This window comes from Pseudomonas triclosanedens (assembly GCF_026686735.1).
GTDB classification, from domain to species: Bacteria; Pseudomonadota; Gammaproteobacteria; order Pseudomonadales; family Pseudomonadaceae; genus Pseudomonas; species Pseudomonas triclosanedens.
Window position 1 is genome coordinate 2068762 of the sequence record NZ_CP113432.1, and the last position, 19753, is coordinate 2088514.

19 protein-coding genes are annotated in these 19753 nt (G+C 64.3%); 15 read left to right on the plus strand and 4 right to left on the minus strand.

From position 1 onward, the window contains the following. Nucleotides 1-254: 254 nt before the first annotated feature. Nucleotides 255-1493, plus strand: coding sequence for a glutamine synthetase family protein (locus OU419_RS09735; protein ID WP_254472204.1), 1239 nt, complete (start codon nt 255-257; stop codon nt 1491-1493). 261 nt (nt 1494-1754) lie between these two features. Then, entirely contained in the window at nt 1755-3083 is a 1329-nt protein-coding gene (locus OU419_RS09740) for an MFS transporter (protein WP_254471963.1), read from the plus strand. Nucleotides 3084-3373: 290 nt separating this feature from the next. Here the strand turns inward: OU419_RS09740 and OU419_RS09745 are convergent, their stop codons facing one another. The 4 genes from OU419_RS09745 to flgA all read right to left on the minus strand — a co-directional run bounded on the left by OU419_RS09745 (nt 3374) and on the right by flgA (nt 5936). Next, a complete protein-coding gene (locus tag OU419_RS09745; RefSeq protein ID WP_254472205.1) occupies nt 3374-4078 on the minus strand; it encodes a flagellar brake protein in 705 nt (234 codons plus the stop codon). Nucleotides 4079-4222: 144 nt separating this feature from the next. Next, the gene (locus OU419_RS09750) at nt 4223-4684 is read right to left on the minus strand and encodes a flagella synthesis protein FlgN (RefSeq protein WP_254471964.1); all 462 of its coding nucleotides are present in this window, start codon (nt 4682-4684) and stop codon (nt 4223-4225) included. A gap of 46 nt (nt 4685-4730) precedes the next feature. Continuing rightward, entirely contained in the window at nt 4731-5045 is a 315-nt protein-coding gene (flgM, locus tag OU419_RS09755; protein ID WP_254471965.1) for a flagellar biosynthesis anti-sigma factor FlgM, read from the minus strand. Between the two features lie 132 nt (nt 5046-5177). After that, nucleotides 5178-5936 (minus strand): flagellar basal body P-ring formation chaperone FlgA, encoded by a 759-nt coding sequence (gene flgA, locus OU419_RS09760; protein ID WP_408004935.1) that lies wholly within the window; start codon nt 5934-5936, stop codon nt 5178-5180. 66 nt (nt 5937-6002) lie between these two features. On the opposite strand from flgA, the gene OU419_RS09765 reads away from it, so the two are divergent. The 13 genes from OU419_RS09765 (at nt 6003) to flgL (ending at nt 19741) form a co-directional block, all read left to right on the plus strand. Then, the gene (locus OU419_RS09765; protein ID WP_254471967.1) at nt 6003-6941 is read left to right on the plus strand and encodes a chemotaxis protein CheV; all 939 of its coding nucleotides are present in this window, start codon (nt 6003-6005) and stop codon (nt 6939-6941) included. A 131-nt stretch (nt 6942-7072) separates the two neighbouring features. Further along, complete coding sequence (cheR, locus tag OU419_RS09770; protein WP_254471968.1) at nt 7073-7894, plus strand: protein-glutamate O-methyltransferase CheR; 822 nt, start codon at nt 7073-7075, stop codon at nt 7892-7894. 358 nt (nt 7895-8252) lie between these two features. After that, nucleotides 8253-8660, plus strand: a complete 408-nt coding sequence (flgB, locus tag OU419_RS09775; protein WP_254471969.1) for a flagellar basal body rod protein FlgB — start codon at nt 8253-8255, stop codon at nt 8658-8660. Nucleotides 8661-8665: 5 nt separating this feature from the next. Further along, a complete protein-coding gene (flgC, locus tag OU419_RS09780) occupies nt 8666-9115 on the plus strand; it encodes a flagellar basal body rod protein FlgC (protein WP_254471970.1) in 450 nt (149 codons plus the stop codon). Nucleotides 9116-9131: 16 nt separating this feature from the next. After that, a complete protein-coding gene (gene flgD / locus OU419_RS09785; protein ID WP_254471971.1) occupies nt 9132-9824 on the plus strand; it encodes a flagellar hook assembly protein FlgD in 693 nt (230 codons plus the stop codon). Nucleotides 9825-9920: 96 nt separating this feature from the next. Continuing rightward, complete coding sequence (locus OU419_RS09790; RefSeq protein WP_254471972.1) at nt 9921-11426, plus strand: flagellar hook protein FlgE; 1506 nt, start codon at nt 9921-9923, stop codon at nt 11424-11426. A 263-nt stretch (nt 11427-11689) separates the two neighbouring features. Then, the gene (gene flgF, locus OU419_RS09795; protein ID WP_254471973.1) at nt 11690-12439 is read left to right on the plus strand and encodes a flagellar basal-body rod protein FlgF; all 750 of its coding nucleotides are present in this window, start codon (nt 11690-11692) and stop codon (nt 12437-12439) included. A 46-nt stretch (nt 12440-12485) separates the two neighbouring features. Beyond that, entirely contained in the window at nt 12486-13271 is a 786-nt protein-coding gene (gene flgG / locus OU419_RS09800) for a flagellar basal-body rod protein FlgG (RefSeq protein ID WP_254471974.1), read from the plus strand. 63 nt (nt 13272-13334) lie between these two features. Then, the gene (gene flgH, locus OU419_RS09805; protein WP_254471975.1) at nt 13335-14027 is read left to right on the plus strand and encodes a flagellar basal body L-ring protein FlgH; all 693 of its coding nucleotides are present in this window, start codon (nt 13335-13337) and stop codon (nt 14025-14027) included. A 74-nt stretch (nt 14028-14101) separates the two neighbouring features. Continuing rightward, entirely contained in the window at nt 14102-15184 is a 1083-nt protein-coding gene (locus OU419_RS09810; RefSeq protein WP_254472206.1) for a flagellar basal body P-ring protein FlgI, read from the plus strand. Between the two features lie 10 nt (nt 15185-15194). After that, the gene (flgJ, locus tag OU419_RS09815; protein WP_254471976.1) at nt 15195-16415 is read left to right on the plus strand and encodes a flagellar assembly peptidoglycan hydrolase FlgJ; all 1221 of its coding nucleotides are present in this window, start codon (nt 15195-15197) and stop codon (nt 16413-16415) included. 12 nt (nt 16416-16427) lie between these two features. After that, nucleotides 16428-18455 (plus strand): flagellar hook-associated protein FlgK, encoded by a 2028-nt coding sequence (gene flgK, locus OU419_RS09820; protein WP_254471977.1) that lies wholly within the window; start codon nt 16428-16430, stop codon nt 18453-18455. A gap of 14 nt (nt 18456-18469) precedes the next feature. Next, nucleotides 18470-19741 (plus strand): flagellar hook-associated protein FlgL, encoded by a 1272-nt coding sequence (gene flgL / locus OU419_RS09825; protein ID WP_254471978.1) that lies wholly within the window; start codon nt 18470-18472, stop codon nt 19739-19741. The last annotated feature ends 12 nt before the right edge of the window (nt 19742-19753 follow it).

The following is a 19753-nucleotide window of genomic DNA, read 5'->3' on the forward strand; positions in this document are numbered from 1 at the left end:
TGGGTCAGCCTTGATGTTTCGAACCCCTATGCCGCGATGGCTTTGCTCCATGAGTGCTTGAAATATCGAACGCGTGGTGCGTATTTTGTACGGGCTCGCGCACCTCGCGCGGCGTCCTGTTAGCAGGGCACGAAGAACAAGGATAAGAAGTCATGAGTAGCGATCTAGACAGCCCACTCGCCGAACGTCTGGCTGGAGTGGTAGAGATCGAGTGCGTCACCCCCGACCTCAACGGGGTGCCGCGTGGCAAGGTGATGACCGGCGAAGGTTTCCTCACCGGCCGCCGCCTGCAACTGGCACGTGGCGTGCTGTTGCAGTGCATCATGGGCGGCTACCCGCCCGCGAGATTCTACGGTAGCGACGATGGCGATCTGGCACTGATCGCCGAGCCGACCCAGATCCATCGCCTCCCCTGGAGCGACGAGCCGCGTGCCTTCGCCATCTGCGATGCGGTGGAGCTCGACGGCAAACCCTCCGGCCTGTCCACTCGCGGCCTGCTCAAGCGGGTGCTGGCACGCTACGCCGAGCGCGGCTGGAGCCCGGTGGTGGCCACCGAGCTGGAATTCTTCGTCTTCGCTCCCAACCCCGACGCCAACGAACCGTTCCAGGCGCCGCTGGGTTCGGATGGTCGCCGGGAGATTGGCCACTCGGCTTTCAGCGTGTCGTCCAACAACGGCCTGCGTCCGTTCTTCCAGGACGTCTACCGTTGCATGGAGGCCGTTGGCCTGGAGCGCGACACCTTCATGCACGAGATGGGCACCAGCCAGTTCGAGATCAACTTCCTGCATGGCGACCCGGTGCTGCTGGCCGACCAGACCTTCCTGTTCAAGCACCTGCTCAAGGAAGTGGCGCTCAAGCACGGGCTGATCGTGGTCTGCATGGCCAAGCCGCTGGCGCATACGCCGGGCAGCTCGATGCACATCCACCAGAGCATCGTCGACGGCGCAGGCCGCAACATCTTCACCGATGCCAGCGGCGATGCCACGCCGGCGTTCCGTCATTTCATCGGTGGCCAGCAGACGTGCCTCGCGGACTTCACCCTGCTGTTCGCGCCGAACGTGAACTCCTTCCAGCGCCTGTGCCATCCGTACGCGTCGCCGAACAATGCCTGCTGGTCCCACGATAACCGTGCCGCCGGCCTGCGCATTCCGGCCAGCGCACCAGTGGCTCGCCGAGTGGAGAACCGTCTGGCCGGCGCCGATGCCAACCCCTACCTGGCCATCGCCGCCAGCCTGGCTGCCGGCCTGCACGGCATCGAACGCGGACTGGAGCCGACGGCGGCGATCCAGGGCGAGTTCGAGGTGCCCGATGAGTTGCTGCTGCCGTGCACCATGTACGATGCCATGCAGCGCCTCAAGCGCAGCGAACTGGCGCGCGAAGTATTCGGCAGCGAGTTCATCGATGGCTACCTGGCGACCAAGTCGATGGAGCTGACCAGCTACTTCGACGAAATCACCCCGTGGGAGCGCCGCGTGCTGGCCGCACAGGCCTGATCTGCGCGCGGGCACGCCGATGCAGCCGCGCCGAAATTGCGGTGCGGCTGCGATCGGCGGGTATTTCTCCGGCATCCTCGCTCATCCCGCCGTCATCCTTCAGGATGCTTCGCAATACGCTTCGCGCCCCCCTCTGTTCCAGGCCCGGCAGGCCCCTCGACGCGCCGTCCGACAGGCTCTAAGGTGTGATTCGCACGTCCCGCTTTCCGCTGTTCGGGCGCCGCCAGCCGCGCCCGGAACCGTTCTGGACCAGGAGGTCCGATGCACCGGATTTTCACTGCCTTCCGCGCGCTGTATTTCGCCACCGTGATGTTGTTGACCGGATCCGGCCTGCTCAGTACCTATCTCGCCTTGCGGCTGGCGGAAGAGAAAGTGGACGGCCTATGGGTCGGGGCGATGATGGCGGCCTATTACCTGGGGCTGGTGCTGGGCGGCAAGATAGGCCACCGCCTGATCGCCCGCGTCGGACACATCCGCGCCTACGTCGCCTGTGGCGGCATGGTTACCGCGGCGGTGCTGGGCATCGGCCTGTTGCCCTGGCTGTCGAGCTGGCTGGTGCTGCGGACGCTGATCGGCCTGGGGATGATGTGCCAGTACATGGTCATCGAGAGCTGGCTCAACGAGCAGGCCGAAGCCCGCCAGCGCGGCGCGGTGTTCGCCGGCTACATGGTGGCGTCCTACCTCGGCCTGGTCGCCGGCCAACTGGTGCTGGTGGTGCACCCCACGCTGGGCCAGGAACTGCCGATGATGATTGCCCTGAGTTTCGCGTTGTCGCTGGTGCCGGTAGCGATCACCCACAAGGTCCACCCCGCGCCGCTGCGTCCGGCGCCGCTGGAGCCACGCTTCTTCATCACGCGCGTACCGCAATCGCTGACTACCGTGCTGGTCTCCGGCCTGGTGATCGGTTCCTTCTACGGCCTGGCGCCGCTCTATGCCACCCGCCAGGGCCTGTCCAACGAGCAGGTCGGCCTGTTCATGGGCGGCTGCATCTTTGCCGGCCTGCTGGTGCAGTGGCCGCTGGGCTGGTTGTCTGACCGCTTCGATCGCGCCGCGCTGATTCGTAACGCGGCGATCCTCCTGTTGCTGGTGGCGCTGCCACTGGCGATCTGGCCGGTGTTACCACTGCCGGACCTCACCCTGGCGCTGCTGTTGCCGATGGGGTTCATCGTCTGCCTGGTGCAGTTCACGCTCTACCCGCTGGCGGTGGCGTTTTCCAACGACCATGTCGAGGGCGACCGGCGTGTTTCGCTGACTGCCATGCTGCTGGTGACCTTTGGCGTCGGCGCCTGTATCGGCCCGCTGGTCACCGGCGCGCTGATGAAGCTGCTGGGCGCCAACATGCTCTACGCCTTCGTCTGCGCCTGCTCGCTGATCCTCATCTGGCGCGTGCGCCCGGAGAAGGTCAGTGGCGTGCACCGGGTCGATGAGGCACCGGTCAAGCATGTGGCGACGCCGGACAGCCTGGCGAGTTCGCCGCTCTCCGCAGCACTCGATCCGCGCGTGGCGGACCAGACCGTGGAGGAGCAGATGAAGGGCAACGAAGCACCGGCGTCGGCGCCCGAGGCGGAAGAGGAAAGCAGGCCGGCGTAAGGTGCCCGATGGCTGCGTACGGGATGTGGAATGGATAACACCCTGCTGGCCTTCCTCGGGACCGACAATCTTTAGAAGCGGCTGGTCGACAGGATTCTGGACAGTCTTGCGCAGCGCCACACCGATGAATAGGTCTTTGACCTGACTCAGGTTGCCTTCGATTTTGAGCGTGGCACCGCAAGCATTTCGTACTTCGTGGTGGCTCCGGACTATCCCGGCGTGGCGCTTTCCTTTCCCGTTGGCCGGGTTGGATGCCTGATTGAAAGCGTGCTGCCGCCTGACGGGATGCCCTAGAACAGCTCGTCCTTCTCGAAGCGCCGTGCTTCGCGCTGCAACTGGTAGACGAAGCGCTCGATGTTGCGCTGCACCAGGCCGCTGACCTGGGTGAAGCGCAGCCCGGCGAAGCTGTAGCCGACCTTGTCCTCGAAGTGGACGTGGCGCAGCTCCACTTCCAGGGTCACGGCGCCGAACGGCAGGCGCGCGGTGAACTGCTCGTAGATCTGCCCCGGTTGCAGGCGCTCGGCGGCATTGCCTTCCAGGCGGATCTTGCAGCCAGTCGCGGAAATGTCGATCAGGATGCCCTTGATCGGCGCCTTGAGCTTCTCCCCGGCGATCTCCACCGCCACGGGCTGGCTCTGGCTTACCGGAGCGCGATAGGCATTACGGCGCTGGTGGTAGAGCATCTCATCCGGCACGGGCAGCCAGTAGCAGCGTGCGCCGTCGATTTCAGAGAAGTAGGCGTTCTGCTTGCACTCCCAGGCGATTCGCACGCCTTCGTGGAACGCCTCGACGCGGAAGTGCTCGCCGTTCTGCAGGAAGCGCTCGCCGTCGTTGGGGATGACTTCGTCCAGCGCGATGATGTTGCGGTCGCGGTTTATCTCGACGACGAAGCTCTGGAAACGCTGGTTGCGGTCGGCGAATGTGATGACCAGGGGATCATGGCTGTCCATCAGCATCCGCAGAGTGGCATGGATCTCCACCGGAGCCTTGAGCATCTTCGGTGGTTGAGGGCCGTTTTCCTCGACGAACAGGTTGGCCACGGTCCGCGGTTCTCCATCTAGAACGGGGTTGTTATTGGAATGGTTCGGCGCGATGCCGATGATGGCATTGTGCCCAAAGGCTGGCCGTCAGGCCAGCGCTCAGGCCTGGCTGAGCGGGCGTTGCCGGCTGCTCTGGGTCGAGCCGCCGCGACGATCGTAGAGATTGGGGGTGTCCTGCCCGCGCAGAATGTCGAGCAGGCGGCCAGTACTGGCCTGGCCCGCGCGAATGATCCGGCCGTTGCGCTGGTTGGCTTCCTGGCACTGGTCGAGCAGGGCGGACAGTTCATCGCCGCGCGCCAGTACGTCGGCATCGCCGTTGCGCTCGGCAAGTTGCGCCAGACCCTGGCGATCCACGCTGACGCCAGCCTGCTGCAGCAGGGCGGTACGCTCGCGGCCGTTGCGTTCGAGCTGTTGCAGCAGCGGCACCTTGCGTTCGAGCAGTCGTTGCAGTTGCGCGAGGTCGCGCGCTTGCAGCGCCTGGTACTCGTCGTCGATCAGCTGCAGCAACTGGTGGGCTGCGTCGATGTCGCCGTTGATCAGGGAAAGCAGGGCATCGGGCATCTTGGGCTCGGCATACGGGCTAGCGGTTGGCCGGCGCGACGGTCAGTCAGCGCTGGGATTCGAAATCGAGCAGCTTGCTGGCGACTTTCTGACTGTCGACCTGATAGCTGCCGTCGGCGATCGCCTGCTTGATGCGGGCCACTTTTTCCTTGTCGACCACGGGCTGGTCCTTCAGTTGATCGCTGACTTTCTGCAACTGCTGCGCGGTATCGCTGAGCTGTACCGATTCGCCGCTCTTGGCGGGGGCGTTGGCGGGGGCGGACTCGGCCGGGGCTTCGCTGCGACCGCTCTGGGCAGCACCGCTACGGCCAGTAGTGGCTGGCGTAGAGGCCGGGTTCAGCCGGTTGAAGTCGATAACCATGTTGGAAACCTCTGGGGGTATTTGGACGCTTGCCAAGCTTTTCGGCTGGCTGGCTGAAAACTTTAGGCCGATTTTTTGCGCACCCGAGCACAGTTTAGTGAAGCCTGCGCCCATCATGCCAGACCCGGCTCGCTACAGGCTGACTTCCACCGCTCCGGGCTCCACCACACGCGCCTTCACGATACGCTGCGAACGCAGGTTACGCACGCGGATCTGCTGGCCAGGCACGCCATCGGAGAGCGCCTCGCCGGGCATTACCACGTTGATTGCGCTGGTTCGTGCGCGGATCACCACCTGGTCGCCCTTGCGGATCGCCTCGGCCTGCTCCAGGAAGACCGGCGCGAGCACCTGATCGTTCGTCGCGGGGCGCCGGAGCTTGAGGCCGATCACTCGCTCCGGGTCTGTCAGGTAGCCCTGCGTCAGCGGGCCGACGTCGCGTTCGACCAGCGAGATGTCGGCGGCTTCGATGACGTGGTCGCGCTTGAGCGGCAGGGTGGTGACGACGACCTGGCGGAACAGTTTCACTGTGGCCGGCACGAATACGGTCCAGGGGGAACTGCCGTCGCAGCGGACCCGAACCGTGACCCGACCAACGGGCTGTGCCGGACTTTCCAGAGCCTGCGTCAAGTCCCTGTCGCACTGCGCCAGGCGCAGCCGGGGGTCGATGCGCGCGACTTCGATTTCGTAGCGCGCGTCGATTCCGCTGGTCTGCAGATAATCTTCCACTTTGAACTCAAGAAAGCCCTGGGTGGAGCCGATAAGGATTTCAGGCGCGGTGAAGCCTTCGGCCCTGGTGGGGCCGGCGGTCAGCGCACCGATTACAGCGAGCAGCGTGCCCGCGAGGGCGCGCATGCTGCGGAGCTGTCGGAAAAATGTCGTTGCCTGCTTCATGCAACGGGTTAAGCAATGGTCGTGCCGCCTGATGGTTCAGGTGGCGTTGCGTGCAGGGGAGGCTCAATGGCCGGAGTCATGGATTCAGTCAACCAGCGTACGCAGCTGGTCGGCCAGAATCGTCTCGAGCTGCTGCTGTTCCGGCTGAACGGCAGCCAGTTATACGGGATCAACGTGTTCAAGGTGAAAGAGGTGCTGCAGTGCCCGCGCCTGACCGTGATGCCCAAGTCCAGCCAGGTGGTGCGCGGTGTGGCGAACATCCGCGGCGGCACCATTCCGATTCTCGATCTGTCGATGGCCACCGGGCGCCAAGGCCTGCGTGATATCGCCAACAGCTTCGTGATCATCACCGAGTACAACACCAAGGTGCAGGGTTTCCTGGTGCACTCGGTGGAACGCATCGTCAACATGAACTGGGAAGAAATCCATCCGCCACCCAAGGGCACGGGCCGCGACCACTACCTGACGGCAGTTACGCGGGTCGACAAGCAACTGGTGGAAATCATCGATGTGGAGAAGATCCTCGCCGAGGTGGCGCCGACGCCGGAGGAAATTTCCGAGGGCGTGCTCGATGCCGATACCCAGGCGCGCGCTGTAACCAAGCGTGTGCTTGTGGTGGACGACTCGTCGGTAGCGCGCAAGCAACTGGTGCGCTGCCTCGAAACCGTCGGTGTCGAGGTTCTCGCACTCAACGACGGGCGCCAGGCGCTGGACTACCTGCGGCAGATGGTAGAGGCGGGCGGCCATCCGGGTAGCGATCTGCTGATGGTCATTTCGGATATCGAGATGCCGGAAATGGACGGCTATACGCTGACCGCGGAAATCCGTCACGACCCGCGCATGCAGGATCTGCACATTCTCCTGCATACTTCACTGTCTGGGGTGTTCAATCAGGCGATGGTGAAGAAGGTCGGCGCTGACGATTTCCTCGCCAAGTTCCGTCCCGACGATCTGGCTGCCCGCGTGGCGGATCGGATCAAGGCGGTGGACGGCAGCGCGGCCTGATCGCCCGCTGTGGGTAGACGGGCGGTGCCGGTACCGCCCCGGAGCCGGTCTTCGGCTATGTTTTTTTGAGCACCGGTCAGGCGATTGCCGCCGTCCTGGCGGCAACCGTCAACGAGTTGAGAGGCGTATCTGTGACATCCACCAATTCTGATTTCGAGCTGTTCCGGGATTTCCTGGAGAAGACCTGCGGCATTCTGCTGGGCGCTAACAAGCAGTACCTGGTCTCCAGCCGCTTGAACAAGTTGATGGAGCAGCAAGGCATCAAGTCCCTCGGGGAACTGGTGCAGAAGGTCCAGGGCCGCAGCCAGTTGCGCGAGCAGGTGGTGGATGCGATGACCACCAACGAAACCCTGTGGTTTCGCGATACCTATCCTTTCGAAGTCCTGAAGAACCGGGTGCTGCCCGAGATGATCAAGGCTTCGCCGAACCAGCGCCTGCGCATCTGGTCGGCCGCCTGCTCCTCGGGGCAGGAGCCGTACTCGCTGTCGATGGCCATCGACGAGTTCGAGCGGACCAACCTCGGCCAGCTCAAGGCTGGCGTGCAGATCGTCGCCACCGATCTTTCCGGCTCCATGCTCAATGCCTGCCGTGCAGGTGAGTACGACAGCCTGGCCATTGGCCGCGGCTTGTCCCAGGAGCGTCTGACCCGCTACTTCGACCAGAAGACGCCGGGGCGCTGGACGGTCAAGCCGGCGATCAAGAGCCGCGTGGAGTTCCGGGCGCTGAACCTGCTGGACAGTTACGCCACTCTCGGCAAGTTCGACATGGTGTTCTGCCGCAACGTGCTGATCTACTTCTCTGCCGAGGTGAAGCGCGACATCCTGCTGCGTATCCATGCGACGCTCAAACCCGGGGGTTACCTGTTCCTTGGCGCTTCCGAAGCGCTCAATGCCCTGCCGGATCATTACCAGATGGTCCAGTGCAGCCCGGGCATCATCTACAAGGCCAAGTGATCGGCAGGTCGCTGCTGCCTTTCCTCTCCTCGATAGCATCGTCCGCCGCCTGCTCTACCTATCGCACGGTCCGGGCGATGCTCGATGGGTGTCGCTCCGCTCCATGTCATCCTGGCAGGCTGCCGTGACGCTGCTGCTTTGGAGCGTGCTTTGTGCGCGATTCGCGTTGCCGCACCCCGGGCAAAAGGGCGGCAAGGCTTGCCGCCGGCAATGGGAAAGCGGTTGCCGCTTGCCGCTGTTTGCCGCCCCTTGCCGCTCTCTGATTGCTCTCAACTCATTGAAATAAAAGGATTTTATATTTTGGCACGCACCTTGCTGAAGTGTTGGCAAGCCCACACCGGCAAACAGGTTCGCGACCATGAGCATCAGCTTCGACAAAGCCCTCGGTATCCACCAGCAAGCGCTGAGCTTCCGCTCCCAGCGCGCTGAAGTGCTGGCCAACAACCTGGCCAACGCCGACACGCCGAACTTCAAGGCGCGTGACCTGGATTTCGCTTCGGTGCTGGCTGCCCAGTCGGACAAGGCGAAGCACGGCACCTTCAACGCCGCTCGTACCAATGAGCGCCACATCGCCGCCGAAGGCTTCGGCATGGGCGAAGACGTTCTGAAGTACCGCACGCCGTTCCAGCCTTCGATCGACCAGAACACCGTGGATGAGCAGATCGAGCAGGCCAGCTACGCGGAGAACTCCGTGCAGTTCCAGGCCTCCTTCACCTTCCTCAACAACAAATTCAAAGGGCTGATGAACGCCCTGCGCGGGGAGTAATCGCCATGTCGCTCGCCAGTGTCTTCAACATCGCCGGTACCGGCATGAGTGCCCAGACCACCCGTCTGAACACCACTGCCTCGAACATCGCCAACGCCGAGACCGTTTCCTCCAGCGTGGACAAGACCTACCGCGCGCGGCACCCGGTGTTCTCCACCATGTTCCAGCAGGCCCAGGGTGGCATCGGCGGCCAGGGTTCGCTGTTCGCCGATACCGACCAGTCCGGCTCCGGCGTGCAGGTGCTGGGCGTGATCGAAGACCAGAGCTCGCTGATTCCGCGCTACGAGCCGAATCATCCGTCGGCGGATGCCAACGGCTACGTGTACTACCCGAACGTCAACGTGGTGGAGGAGATGGCCGACATGATCTCCGCCAGTCGCGCGTTCCAGACCAACGCGGAAATGATGAACACCGCCAAGCAAATGATGCAGAAGGTCCTGACCCTGGGTCAGTAAGCGCTGAGGAAGCACGATGAGCATCGATAACAGCAGCATCAACGGCGCCAACTCCGTACTGGATCAGTACTCGGTCAAGAACCAGAGCAGCGGCACCACCGGCAAGAACAACCTTGGCAAGGACGAGTTCCTCAAGTTGCTGGTGGCGCAGATGAACAACCAGGACCCGATGTCGCCCCAGGAAAACGGCGAGTTCATCGCCCAGCTCGCGCAGTTCAGTACTGTGGAAGGCATCCAGTCGCTGAACAGCAGCATGGACAGCATCCTCTCCAACTACCAGTCGTCCCAGGCCCTGCAGGCCTCGTCGCTGGTGGGGCGCAAGGTCATCGTGCCGACGGACAAGTCGATGGTGGATACCGCCGAGACCTTCAAGGGCACCTACACCCTGCCGATTTCCACGGCCAACAGTTGGGTCAACATCTATGACGACAAGGGCACTCTGGTGAACCGCGTCGAGATGGGCCAGCAGACCGCCGGCAACGTCAACTTCATGTGGGACGGCAAGGACTCCAGCGGCAACCTCATGCCGCCTGGACGCTACAAGTTCGAGGCGCAGACCAACTACGAAGGCCAGACCTACGGCCTGACCACCTTCCTGCCGGCCAACGTCGACAGCGTGACCCTCGGGCAGAACGGCGGCGAGCTGACGCTGAATCTCGCCGGGCTGGGCAGCATCGGCCTGTCCAAAGTGCAGATCATCGGTCAGTAACGGACCAGGCCGGGAGCCTTCGAGCCAGCGCGGCCCAATGGGCGCACAGAAGCTCGTGAACAGATTCGAGTCGGCGACACCGACAAGGAGAAAAGCATGTCTTTCAATATCGGACTCAGTGGCATCAAGGCCGCTTCCAGCGACCTGAACACCACCGGCAACAACATCGCCAACGCCAGCACCGTCGGCTTCAAACAGTCGCGCTCGGAGTTCTCCGATGTCTATGCCGCCTCCGTGCTGGGTACCGGCAAGAACCCGGTCGGTAGCGGCGTACTGCTGTCCAATGTCTCGCAACTGTTCAACCAGGGCACCATCGATTCCACGCAGAACGCGCTGGACATGGCGATCAACGGCAACGGCTTCTTCGTCACCAGCAACAACGGTTCGATCAACTACACCCGTGCCGGCTACTTCGGTACCGACAAGAATGGTTTCGTGGTCGACAACAACGGCTACCGTCTGCAGGGCTATCCGGTGAATGCCCAGGGGCAGTTGCAGAACGGCGTGGTCGGCGACCTGCGCATCGAAACCTCCAACCAGGCGCCGAAGGCCACCACCCAGATCACCCAGACCTTCAACCTGAACTCGACCAACACCACGCCGACGGTCACGCCGTTCAACGCTGCCGACCCGACTACCTATAACTCCTCGACCTCGGTGAACATCTACGACAGCCAGGGCAATGCCCACGTGCTGACGCAGTACTTCACCAAGACCGGTGCGAACAGTTGGACCATGAACGTGCTGGTGGATGGCCGTAACCCGGCCAACCCGACCGACGACGCCACCGCCATCACCGCGGCGACCACCGCTGCCGGCGCAGCGGGTGCCGATGCGGCAAGCGTTGCCGCCGCGGTCACCGCATCTGGCGCCTCGGCTGCCGCGATTGCCGCCGCCAATGCCGCTGCCGGTGCGGCCGGGGCCACCCCCGCGAGCGTCCTGGCCGCCGTCAGTGGCATGGGCAGCAGCCCGTACCAGGTCGACATGACCTTCAGCCCGGCCGGCCAGTTGCTGACCCAGACTCCGGTGAACAACACCACCGGCAACGCCTTCAGCGTCAACCCAACCGACGGCACCCTGGTGATGGGCGATTGGGTTCCGGCGATCTCCGACGGCAAGACGCCGGCGACCTGGAGCGCCAACGGCGCCACCGCCAACGCTGGCGGCGTCACGCTGGACCTGCGCAAGTCGACCCAGTACGCCACCGCCTTCGCGGTGAACAGCGTCAACCAGGACGGCTACACCACCGGCCAGCTTTCGGGCCTGGAGATCGACGACCAGGGCAACATCTTCGCGCGCTACACCAACGGTCAGTCCAAGGTGCAGGGGCAGGTGGTGCTGGCGAACTTCGCCAACGTCCAGGGCCTGACGCCGATCGGCAAGACCTCCTGGGTGCAGTCCTCCGAGTCCGGCGAGCCGGTGATCGGTACTCCGCGCTCCGGCACCCTCGGCGCCCTGCAGTCCGGCGCGCTGGAAGCCTCCAACGTGGACCTGTCCAACGAACTGGTGGATCTGATCGTGGCGCAGCGCAACTACCAGGCCAACGCCAAGACGATCCAGACCGAAGACGCCGTCACCCAGACCATCATCAACCTGCGCTAAGGCCATTGCCCGCGACCTTATATAAGGCCACGGGCGAATGGGGGCGCCGGCAATGCCGCGGCGATACGGGCGGCAAATCCCCTTTGCCGGTGGCGGCAGACCCTCGCCGCCACCGGCCTCGACAGGCTCCTTCGGGAGCCTTTTCTTTTTTAAAATCCTTTAAAAACAGCAGCTTGTAAGATTTTTTCGACTCTGGCACGGCGCTTGCTGAATAGCCTTCATGACACCCGCGACCGGCAATCTGCGCGGGCCTGGAGGATTCGATGGACAAGATGCTGTATGTGTCGATGAGCGGAGCGAGCCAGAACACCCTGGCCATGCGCGCTCATGCCAACAACCTGGCGAACATCTCTACCAACGGCTTCCGCCGTGACTTCGAGCAGGCACGCTCGATGCAGGTGTTCGGCGACAGTTTCCCGGCGCGGGTCTACGCGATGAGCGAGCGTCCGGCCACCGACTTCTCCGCTGGCAGCCTCCAGGAAACCGGCCGTGACCTCGACGTCGCCGCCAAGGGCGACGCCTGGATCGCCGTGCAGGCTCCCGATGGCGGCGAAGCCTACGTGCGCACCGGTAGCCTGGAAATCGACGCCCTCGGCCAGCTGCGCACCGGCGATGGCTTGCCGGTGATCGGCAACGGTGGGCCGATTGCCGTGCCGCCGCAGGAAAAGATCGATATCGGCGAGGACGGCACCATCAGCATTCGCGGCCTGGGCGACAACCCCAGCGTCGTCGCCGAGGTGGACCGCATCAAGCTGGTCACCCCGGATCCGAAGCAACTGGAGAAGGGCGCCGATGGCCTCGTGCGCATCAAGCAGCAGCCCGGACAGCCGGCGGCGCAGGCCGATGCCAACGCCAGGATCGAGTCGGGTTTCCTCGAAGCGAGCAACGTCAACGCGGTGGAAGAGATGACTTCGATCCTCTCTCTGTCCCGCCAATTCGAGCTTCACGTAAAGATGATGCGCACTGCCGAAGACGATTCGGCGGCAATGGCGCGGGTTTTGCAATTTAGCTAATCACCAGATCGAGGCGCCATGAATCCGGCGCCCGAGGAGAACGACGATGCTTCCGGCACTGTGGGTCAGCAAGACGGGTCTTTCGGCCCAGGACATGAACCTGACCACCATTTCCAACAACCTGGCGAACGTTTCGACCACGGGCTTCAAGCGCGACCGCGCGGAGTTCCAGGACCTGCTGTACCAGATCAAACGTCAGCCGGGCGCCAACTCCACCCAGGACAGCCAACTGCCTTCCGGCCTGCAGCTGGGCACCGGTGTGCGCATCGTCGGCACTCAGAAGAACTTCACCGAAGGCAGCCTGCAGACCACCGACCAGCCGCTGGATATGGCGGTCAACGGTCGCGGCTTCTTCCAGGTACTGATGCCGGACGGCACCGTCGGCTACACCCGTGACGGCAGCTTCCACCTGAATTCCGACGGTCAGATCGTCACCGCCAACGGCTATGCGCTGGAGCCGGCGGTGGTCGTGCCGAACGAGACCCAGACCTTCACCGTCGGCCAGGACGGCACCGTCTCCGTGACCACCAACGCCAACCCGCAGCCGCAGATCATCGGCAACATCCAGACCGCCGACTTCATCAACCCGGCAGGCCTGCAGGCGATCGGCAACAACCTGTTCCTGGAAACCGGCTCCAGCGGCGCGCCGCAGGTCGGCACGCCGGGCCTCAATGGCCTGGGCACCGTGCAGCAGAACACCCTGGAAAACTCCAACGTCAACGTGGTCGAGGAACTGGTGAACATGATCACCACCCAGCGCGCCTACGAGATGAACTCCAAGGTCATCTCCACCGCCGACCAGATGCTGTCCTTCGTGACCCAGAACTTGTAGTGAATAGCGGGCCCTCGGGCCCGCGCTGAAACCGTAGTCGCTCTCCCCGAGAGGTAGATGTAAATGAACCGTTCCCACCTCCTTCCGCTGCTGGCCATCGCCGCGCTGGCCGGGTGCGTAAGTCCTCCGCCGAAGCCGGACGACCCCTATTACGCTCCGGTGCTGCCGCGCACCCCGATGCCTGCCGCGCAGAACAACGGTTCGATCTACCAGGCCGGTTTCGACAACAGCCTCTATGGCGACCGCAAGGCCTTCCGTGTCGGCGACATCATTACCATCACCCTCAACGAGAAGACCCAGGCCAGCAAGAAAGCCAACTCCGACATTTCCAAGGACAGCAAGACCAAGCTGGGCCTGACCTCGATGTTCGGCGGCGGCCTGACCACCAACAACCCGGTCGGCAGCGGCGACCTCAGCCTGAGCGCCGAATACGGCGGCTCCCGCGATGCCAAGGGCGATAGCCAGGCAGGGCAGAGCAACAGCCTTACCGGTTCGGTCACCGTCACCGTGGCCGAGGTCATGCCCAACGGCATCCTGGCGGTGCGCGGCGAGAAATGGATGACCCTGAACACCGGCAACGAACTGGTGCGCATCGCCGGCCTGATCCGCGCCGACGATATCGCTACCGACAACACCGTGTCGTCCACCCGCGTGGCCGATGCGCGCATCACCTACTCGGGCACCGGCGCATTCGCCGACGCGAGCCAGCCTGGCTGGTTCGACCGCTTCTTCCTAAGCCCGCTGTTCCCGTTCTGAGGGTGATGACGATGATTGTCTCTGGAAGTGCGCTGGCAAAGATCGCGGAGAGAGTCCGCTTCCATGTCCTGGCGATGCTCTGTGTGCTGCTGGCGATGCCCGCCGCCCATGCCGAGCGCCTGAAGGACATCGCCACCATCCAGGGTGTGCGCAATAACCAGTTGATCGGCTACGGCCTGGTGGTCGGCCTCGACGGGACCGGCGACCAGACCACCCAGACGCCCTTCACCCTGCAGACCTTCAACAACATGCTGGCCCAGTTCGGCATCAAGGTGCCGGCCAACGTCGGCAACGTGCAGTTGAAGAACGTCGCGGCGGTATCGATCCATGCCGACCTGCCGCCGTTCTCCAAGCCGGGCCAGACCATCGACATCACCGTGTCCTCCATCGGCAACGCCAAGAGCCTGCGTGGTGGCAGCCTGCTGATGACCCAGCTCAAGGGCATCGACGGCCAGACCTACGCCGTGGCCCAGGGCAACCTGGTGGTGGGCGGCTTCGACGCCGAGGGCCGCGACGGCTCCAAGATCACCGTCAACGTACCGTCGGCCGGCCGTATCCCCGGCGGCGCCACGGTAGAGCGCGCGGTGCCGAGCGGCTTCGACCAGGGCAACAGCCTGACCCTCAACCTCAACCGCCCGGACTTCACCACCGCCAAGCACATCGTCGACCGCATCAACGAACTGCTCGGTCCGGGTGTGGCCCAGGCCATCGACGGCGGCTCGGTGCGCGTCAGCGCGCCGCTGGACCCGAACCAGCGCGTGGACTACATGTCGGTCCTGGAAAACCTCGAAGTGCAGAGCGGCGAGGCGGTAGCCAAGGTCATCATCAACTCGCGCACCGGCACCATCGTGATCGGCCAGAACGTGCGCGTGTCGCCGGCCGCCGTGACCCACGGCAGCCTTACCGTGACCATCACCGAAGACCCCATCGTCAGCCAGCCGGGCCCGTTCTCCAACGGCCAGACCGCCGTGGTGCCGCGCTCGCGGGTCAATGCTGACCAGGAAGCCAAGCCGATGTTCAAGTTCGGCCCCGGCACCACGCTGGATGAAATCGTACGCGCCGTGAACCAGGTGGGCGCCGCGCCCAGCGACCTGATGGCGATCCTCGAAGCCCTGAAACAGGCCGGCGCGCTGCAAGCCGACCTGATCGTGATCTGAGGGCGCTGCAATGGACGCGAAGCTGCTTTCCGCTGGTACCTCCGGCACCAACTCCGGGGCCTATACCGACCTCAACCGCCTGGCGCAACTCAAGAGTGGCGCCGGCCGCGACAGCCAGGCCAACATCCGCAAGGTCGCCCAGGAATTCGAATCGCTGTTCATGAACGAGATGCTCAAGTCGATGCGCTCGGCCAATGACGTACTCGCCGAAGGCAACTACATGAACAGCTCGACCACCAAGCAATACCAGGAAATGTACGACCAGCAGTTGTCCGTGAGCCTCTCCACCAAAGGGCACGGCATCGGTCTGTCGGACGTCATGACCCGTCAGTTGTCGCAGATGAATGGCGGCAAGCGCGCTGGCGCGAGCAACCCGTTCGCCAACGTCGCCGGCGCCAACTCGAAGCTCCACAGCACCTCCACCTGGCCCTCCACCAGTGGCGTCAACGCCAGTGGCAAGGCTTTGCCGCAGCCGCAGGAGGGCCGTGACGACTCCAAGCTGCTCAACGCCCGCCGCCTGGCCCTGCCGGGCAAGCTGGCCGACCGCGTGATGGCTGGCATCGTGCCGGGCGCTGCGACAGCGCCGGAGCGGGGCAGTCCGCTGGCCGGCAACGACTGGCAGACCGCCAGGTCCTACGCCAGCGCCGTGGACGCCATCGATGCCGCCGCCGGTGCCCAGGACGTCAGCGGCCGCCGCTACGCCCAGCCGCCATTGGCGCCGGGCAAGTCGGCGTTCGCCTCGGCCGACGAGTTCGTCGCCACCATGATGCCGATGGCGCAGAAGGCCGCCGACCGCATCGGCGTCGATCCGCGCTACCTGGTGGCCCAGGCCGCGCTGGAAACCGGCTGGGGCAAATCCATCATTCGCGACCAGGACGGCTCCAGCAGCCACAACCTGTTCGGCATCAAGGCCGGCTCCAGTTGGGGCGGCGACTCCGCGCGAGCGCTGACCAGCGAATACGAGAACGGCAAGAAAGTGAAGGAAGTCGCGGCGTTCCGCTCCTACGACTCCTTCGAGCAGAGCTTCAACGACTACGTGAGCTTCCTGCAGAACAACGACCGCTATTCGGACGCGCTGGGCTCCACCGAGCGCCCCGAGCAGTTCATGAAGGAACTGCAGCGCGCCGGCTATGCCACCGATCCGAACTATGCGCGCAAGGTCGCGCAGATCGCCAAGCAGATGCAGGTGTACCAGGCGGTCGCCGCGGCGGACACCCCGCCCCTGGGATAAGGACCAAGAACGATGAGCGATCTACTTTCCATTGGCCTGTCGGGCCTGCGTTCCAGCCAGACGTCGTTGACGGTGACCGGTCACAACATCACCAACGTCAACACGCCCGGCTACTCCCGCCAGCAATCGGTACAGCAGACCGGCATCCCGCAATACAGTGGTGCTGGCTACATCGGTTCGGGCAGCCAGGTGGTGGACGTGCGCCGGCTCGCCAGCGACTTCCTGTTCTCCCAGGTGCGCACCGCCACCAGCCAGGCCAATGAACTGAACGCCTTCCAGGGCCAGATCGAGCAGCTCGACTCGCTGCTGTCCGATACCACTACTGGCATCAGCCCGGCGCTGCAGAAGTTCTTCGCCGCGTTGCAGACCGCCGCTGCCAACCCGTCCGCCACCGAGGGTCGCGAGGCGCTGCTGGCCGAGGCGCAGGGCATCTCGAAGTCGTTCAACACGCTGTACGACCAACTGGACAAGCAGAACAGCCTGATCAACCAGCAGCTCGGTTCGCTGGCCAACCAGGTCAATTCCCTGGCGTCCAGCGTGGCCAGCTACAACGACGCCATCGCCAAGGCCAAGGCCGCCGGCGGCCAGCCCAACGACCTGATCGACGCCCGCGAAGAAACCATTCGCAAGCTCTCCGAGCTGATCGGCGTGCAGGCGGTGCCGCAGGACGACAACACCGTCAACCTGTTCATCGGCACCGGCCAGCCTCTGGTCGTGGGCAACACCACCTCGGCCCTGCAAGTGGTGCCAGGCACCAGCGACCCGACCCGTTTCCAGGTGCAACTGGTCAGCGGCAGCTCCGTGCAGACCATCACCAACCAGATTTCCGGCGGCCAGATGGGCGGCCTGATCGCCTACCGCGACACCGCGCTGGATGCCTCGTACAACAAGCTCGGACAGATCGCGCTGACCTTCGCCGACGCCGTCAACAAACAGCTCGGGCAGGGCCTGGACCTGGCCGGCAACGCGGGCAGCAAGCTGTTCGGTGACATCAACGACCCGACCATCACCGCGCTGCGGGTGCTGGCGCAGTCCACCAACACCGGCACCGTCAGCCCCAACCTGAACATCACTGACACCAGCAAGCTGGGCGCCAGTGACTATCGCCTGGAGTACGACGGCAGCAACTTCACCGCGCGCCGCCTGAGCGACAACGCCGCCATCAGCGTCACCGTGACCGGCACCGGCCCCTACACCCTCAGCTTCGCCGACGGCAGCGGGGCGGACCAGGGCTTCCAGGTGACCATGAACTCGCTGCCGCCGGCCGGCGACGGCTTCACCCTGCAGCCGACCCGCCGTGGCGCCGCCGACATCGATACGGTGCTGACCAAGGCCGACCAGTTGGCCTTCGCCGGCACTGCGCGCAGCGAAGCCACCACCAACAACCGTGGCTCGGGCGCCATCGGCCAGCCCAAGCTCACCAACGGCCCGTCTCCGGTAGTGGTCAGCGACCTGCAGAATCTGTTCGGCGCCAACGGCCTGACGCTGAGCTTCGACGCCGCCACCAACTCCCTGACCGGTACGCTGCCGCCGGGCGCGACGCTCAGCTACCTGTCGCCCTCGACCACCGGGCTGACCTCCGGGCAGACCAACACCATGCGCCTGGACTACACCGACCCGGGCACCGGCAACAGCTACAGCTACGAATTCACCTTGAGCGGCGTGCCCCAGGCCGGCGACAGCTTCACCCTGGGCATGAACAGCAAGGGTATCTCCGACAACAGCAACGCCCTGGCGCTTTCCGCGTTGCAGAGCAAGGCCACGGTGGGCGGCACCGGCAGCACCGGCGCCAGCTTCAACGACGCCTATGGCGGCCTGGTGGAGCGCATCGGCACGCTGACTGCGCAGGTGCGCAACAATGCCGACGCCAGCATCACCGTGCTCAAGCAGGCGCAGGACAGCCGCGACTCGCTGTCGGGCGTGAACCTGGACGAAGAGGCGGCCAACCTCATCCAGTTCCAGCAGTACTACAGCGCATCGGCGCAGGTGATCCAGGTCGCCCGCTCGCTGTTCGATACGCTGATCGGCGCGTTCCGCTGATAGAGGACTCGACCATGCGAATTTCCACCATCCAGGCATACAACAACTCGGTCAGCGGCCTGCAGCGCAACTACTCCAGCGTCACCCGCACCCAGGAGCAGATCAGCACCGGCAAGCGCATCCTCACTCCGGCCGACGATCCCGTCGCCTCGGTGCGCCTGCTGCAACTGAGCCAGGAGCAGGCGCTCAACGACCAGTACAAGTCGAACATCACGGCGGCGAAGAACAGCCTGACTTCCGAAGAGGCGGTGCTGCAATCGGTGGGCAACGTCATCCAGCGCATCCGCGAGATCGCCGTCGAGGCCGGCAACGGCGCGCAGGATTCCTCCGACAAGAACTCGCTGGCCACCGAACTCGCGCAGCGCGAGGACGAGCTGATGAACCTGCTAAACAGCAAGGACGCCAGCGGCAAGTACCTGTTCTCCGGCAGCCAGGGCGACACCCAGCCCTTCGTGCGCAACCCGGACGGCACCTATACCTACCAGGGCGATGAGAGCCAGCGCCAGGTGCAGATCGCCAGTAGCACCTTCCTCGGCATCAGCGACAGCGGCAAGCTGCTGTTCGACAGCGCCAACAACGTCAACCGCGTGACCACCGGCAGTGGCGGCACCAACACCGGCACCGGGCGCATCTCGCTGGGGCTGGTGAACGACAAGCAGGCCTACGACGGCACCTTCCCCTCGAGCGTGCCGCCGGCCGCCACCGATGGCATCGGCATCCGCTTCCTCGACGACAAGAACTACGAGGTCTACGACCTCAACGACCCGGCCCTGCCGGGCAGCTACACGCCGCTGAAGACCGGGGCCATCGACGACAACCCGCAGACCAACGACTTCATCGAGTACGGTGGCGTGAAGGTGCAGATCGATGGCAAGCCCGCGACTGGCGACACCTTCACCATCAACCGCGACCCGTCCACCGAGAAGAAGGGGCTGCTCAACGTGGTCGCCGACCTGCGCAAGGCACTGTCGAGCGCGACCGACGACCAGGAAGGCAACTACCGGATCCGCGACGCCACCGCCGTGGCCATCTCCAACCTCGACTCGGTGAACACTCAGGTGCTTTCCGGGCAGGGCAAGATCGGCGCGCGGCTCAACGTGATCGACTCCACCGAGACCTTCATCGACGACGTGAAGCTGGTGAACACCGGCGTGATCTCCGACCTCCAGGACCTGGACTACGCCGAAGCGCTGTCGCGCCTGTCGATGCAGTCCACCATCCTCCAGGCGGCACAGCAGAGCTACGTGAAGATCAGCGGGCTGAGCCTGTTCAACTACCTCAACTGAGTACCGCGGAGC

What these genes read in the sequence shown, in the direction of transcription:
- OU419_RS09790 (WP_254471972.1), top strand. Translation starts at nt 9,921, where the DNA reads ATGTCTTTCAATATCGGACTCAGTGGCATCAAGGCCGCTTCCAGCGAC.
- OU419_RS09765 (WP_254471967.1), top strand. Translation starts at nt 6,003, where the DNA reads ATGGCCGGAGTCATGGATTCAGTCAACCAGCGTACGCAGCTGGTCGGC.
- flgG (WP_254471974.1), top strand. Translation starts at nt 12,486, where the DNA reads ATGCTTCCGGCACTGTGGGTCAGCAAGACGGGTCTTTCGGCCCAGGAC.
- flgL (WP_254471978.1), top strand. Translation starts at nt 18,470, where the DNA reads ATGCGAATTTCCACCATCCAGGCATACAACAACTCGGTCAGCGGCCTG.
- flgK (WP_254471977.1), top strand. Translation starts at nt 16,428, where the DNA reads ATGAGCGATCTACTTTCCATTGGCCTGTCGGGCCTGCGTTCCAGCCAG.
- flgC (WP_254471970.1), top strand. Translation starts at nt 8,666, where the DNA reads ATGTCGCTCGCCAGTGTCTTCAACATCGCCGGTACCGGCATGAGTGCC.
- OU419_RS09745 (WP_254472205.1), bottom strand. Translation starts at nt 4,078, where the DNA reads ATGCTCAAGGCTCCGGTGGAGATCCATGCCACTCTGCGGATGCTGATG.
- OU419_RS09735 (WP_254472204.1), top strand. Translation starts at nt 255, where the DNA reads ATGACCGGCGAAGGTTTCCTCACCGGCCGCCGCCTGCAACTGGCACGT.
- OU419_RS09810 (WP_254472206.1), top strand. Translation starts at nt 14,102, where the DNA reads ATGCTCTGTGTGCTGCTGGCGATGCCCGCCGCCCATGCCGAGCGCCTG.
- OU419_RS09740 (WP_254471963.1), top strand. Translation starts at nt 1,755, where the DNA reads ATGCACCGGATTTTCACTGCCTTCCGCGCGCTGTATTTCGCCACCGTG.
- flgH (WP_254471975.1), top strand. Translation starts at nt 13,335, where the DNA reads ATGAACCGTTCCCACCTCCTTCCGCTGCTGGCCATCGCCGCGCTGGCC.
- flgA (WP_408004935.1), bottom strand. Translation starts at nt 5,936, where the DNA reads ATGAAGCAGGCAACGACATTTTTCCGACAGCTCCGCAGCATGCGCGCC.
- flgD (WP_254471971.1), top strand. Translation starts at nt 9,132, where the DNA reads ATGAGCATCGATAACAGCAGCATCAACGGCGCCAACTCCGTACTGGAT.
- flgB (WP_254471969.1), top strand. Translation starts at nt 8,253, where the DNA reads ATGAGCATCAGCTTCGACAAAGCCCTCGGTATCCACCAGCAAGCGCTG.
- flgF (WP_254471973.1), top strand. Translation starts at nt 11,690, where the DNA reads ATGGACAAGATGCTGTATGTGTCGATGAGCGGAGCGAGCCAGAACACC.
- OU419_RS09750 (WP_254471964.1), bottom strand. Translation starts at nt 4,684, where the DNA reads ATGCCCGATGCCCTGCTTTCCCTGATCAACGGCGACATCGACGCAGCC.
- flgM (WP_254471965.1), bottom strand. Translation starts at nt 5,045, where the DNA reads ATGGTTATCGACTTCAACCGGCTGAACCCGGCCTCTACGCCAGCCACT.
- flgJ (WP_254471976.1), top strand. Translation starts at nt 15,195, where the DNA reads ATGGACGCGAAGCTGCTTTCCGCTGGTACCTCCGGCACCAACTCCGGG.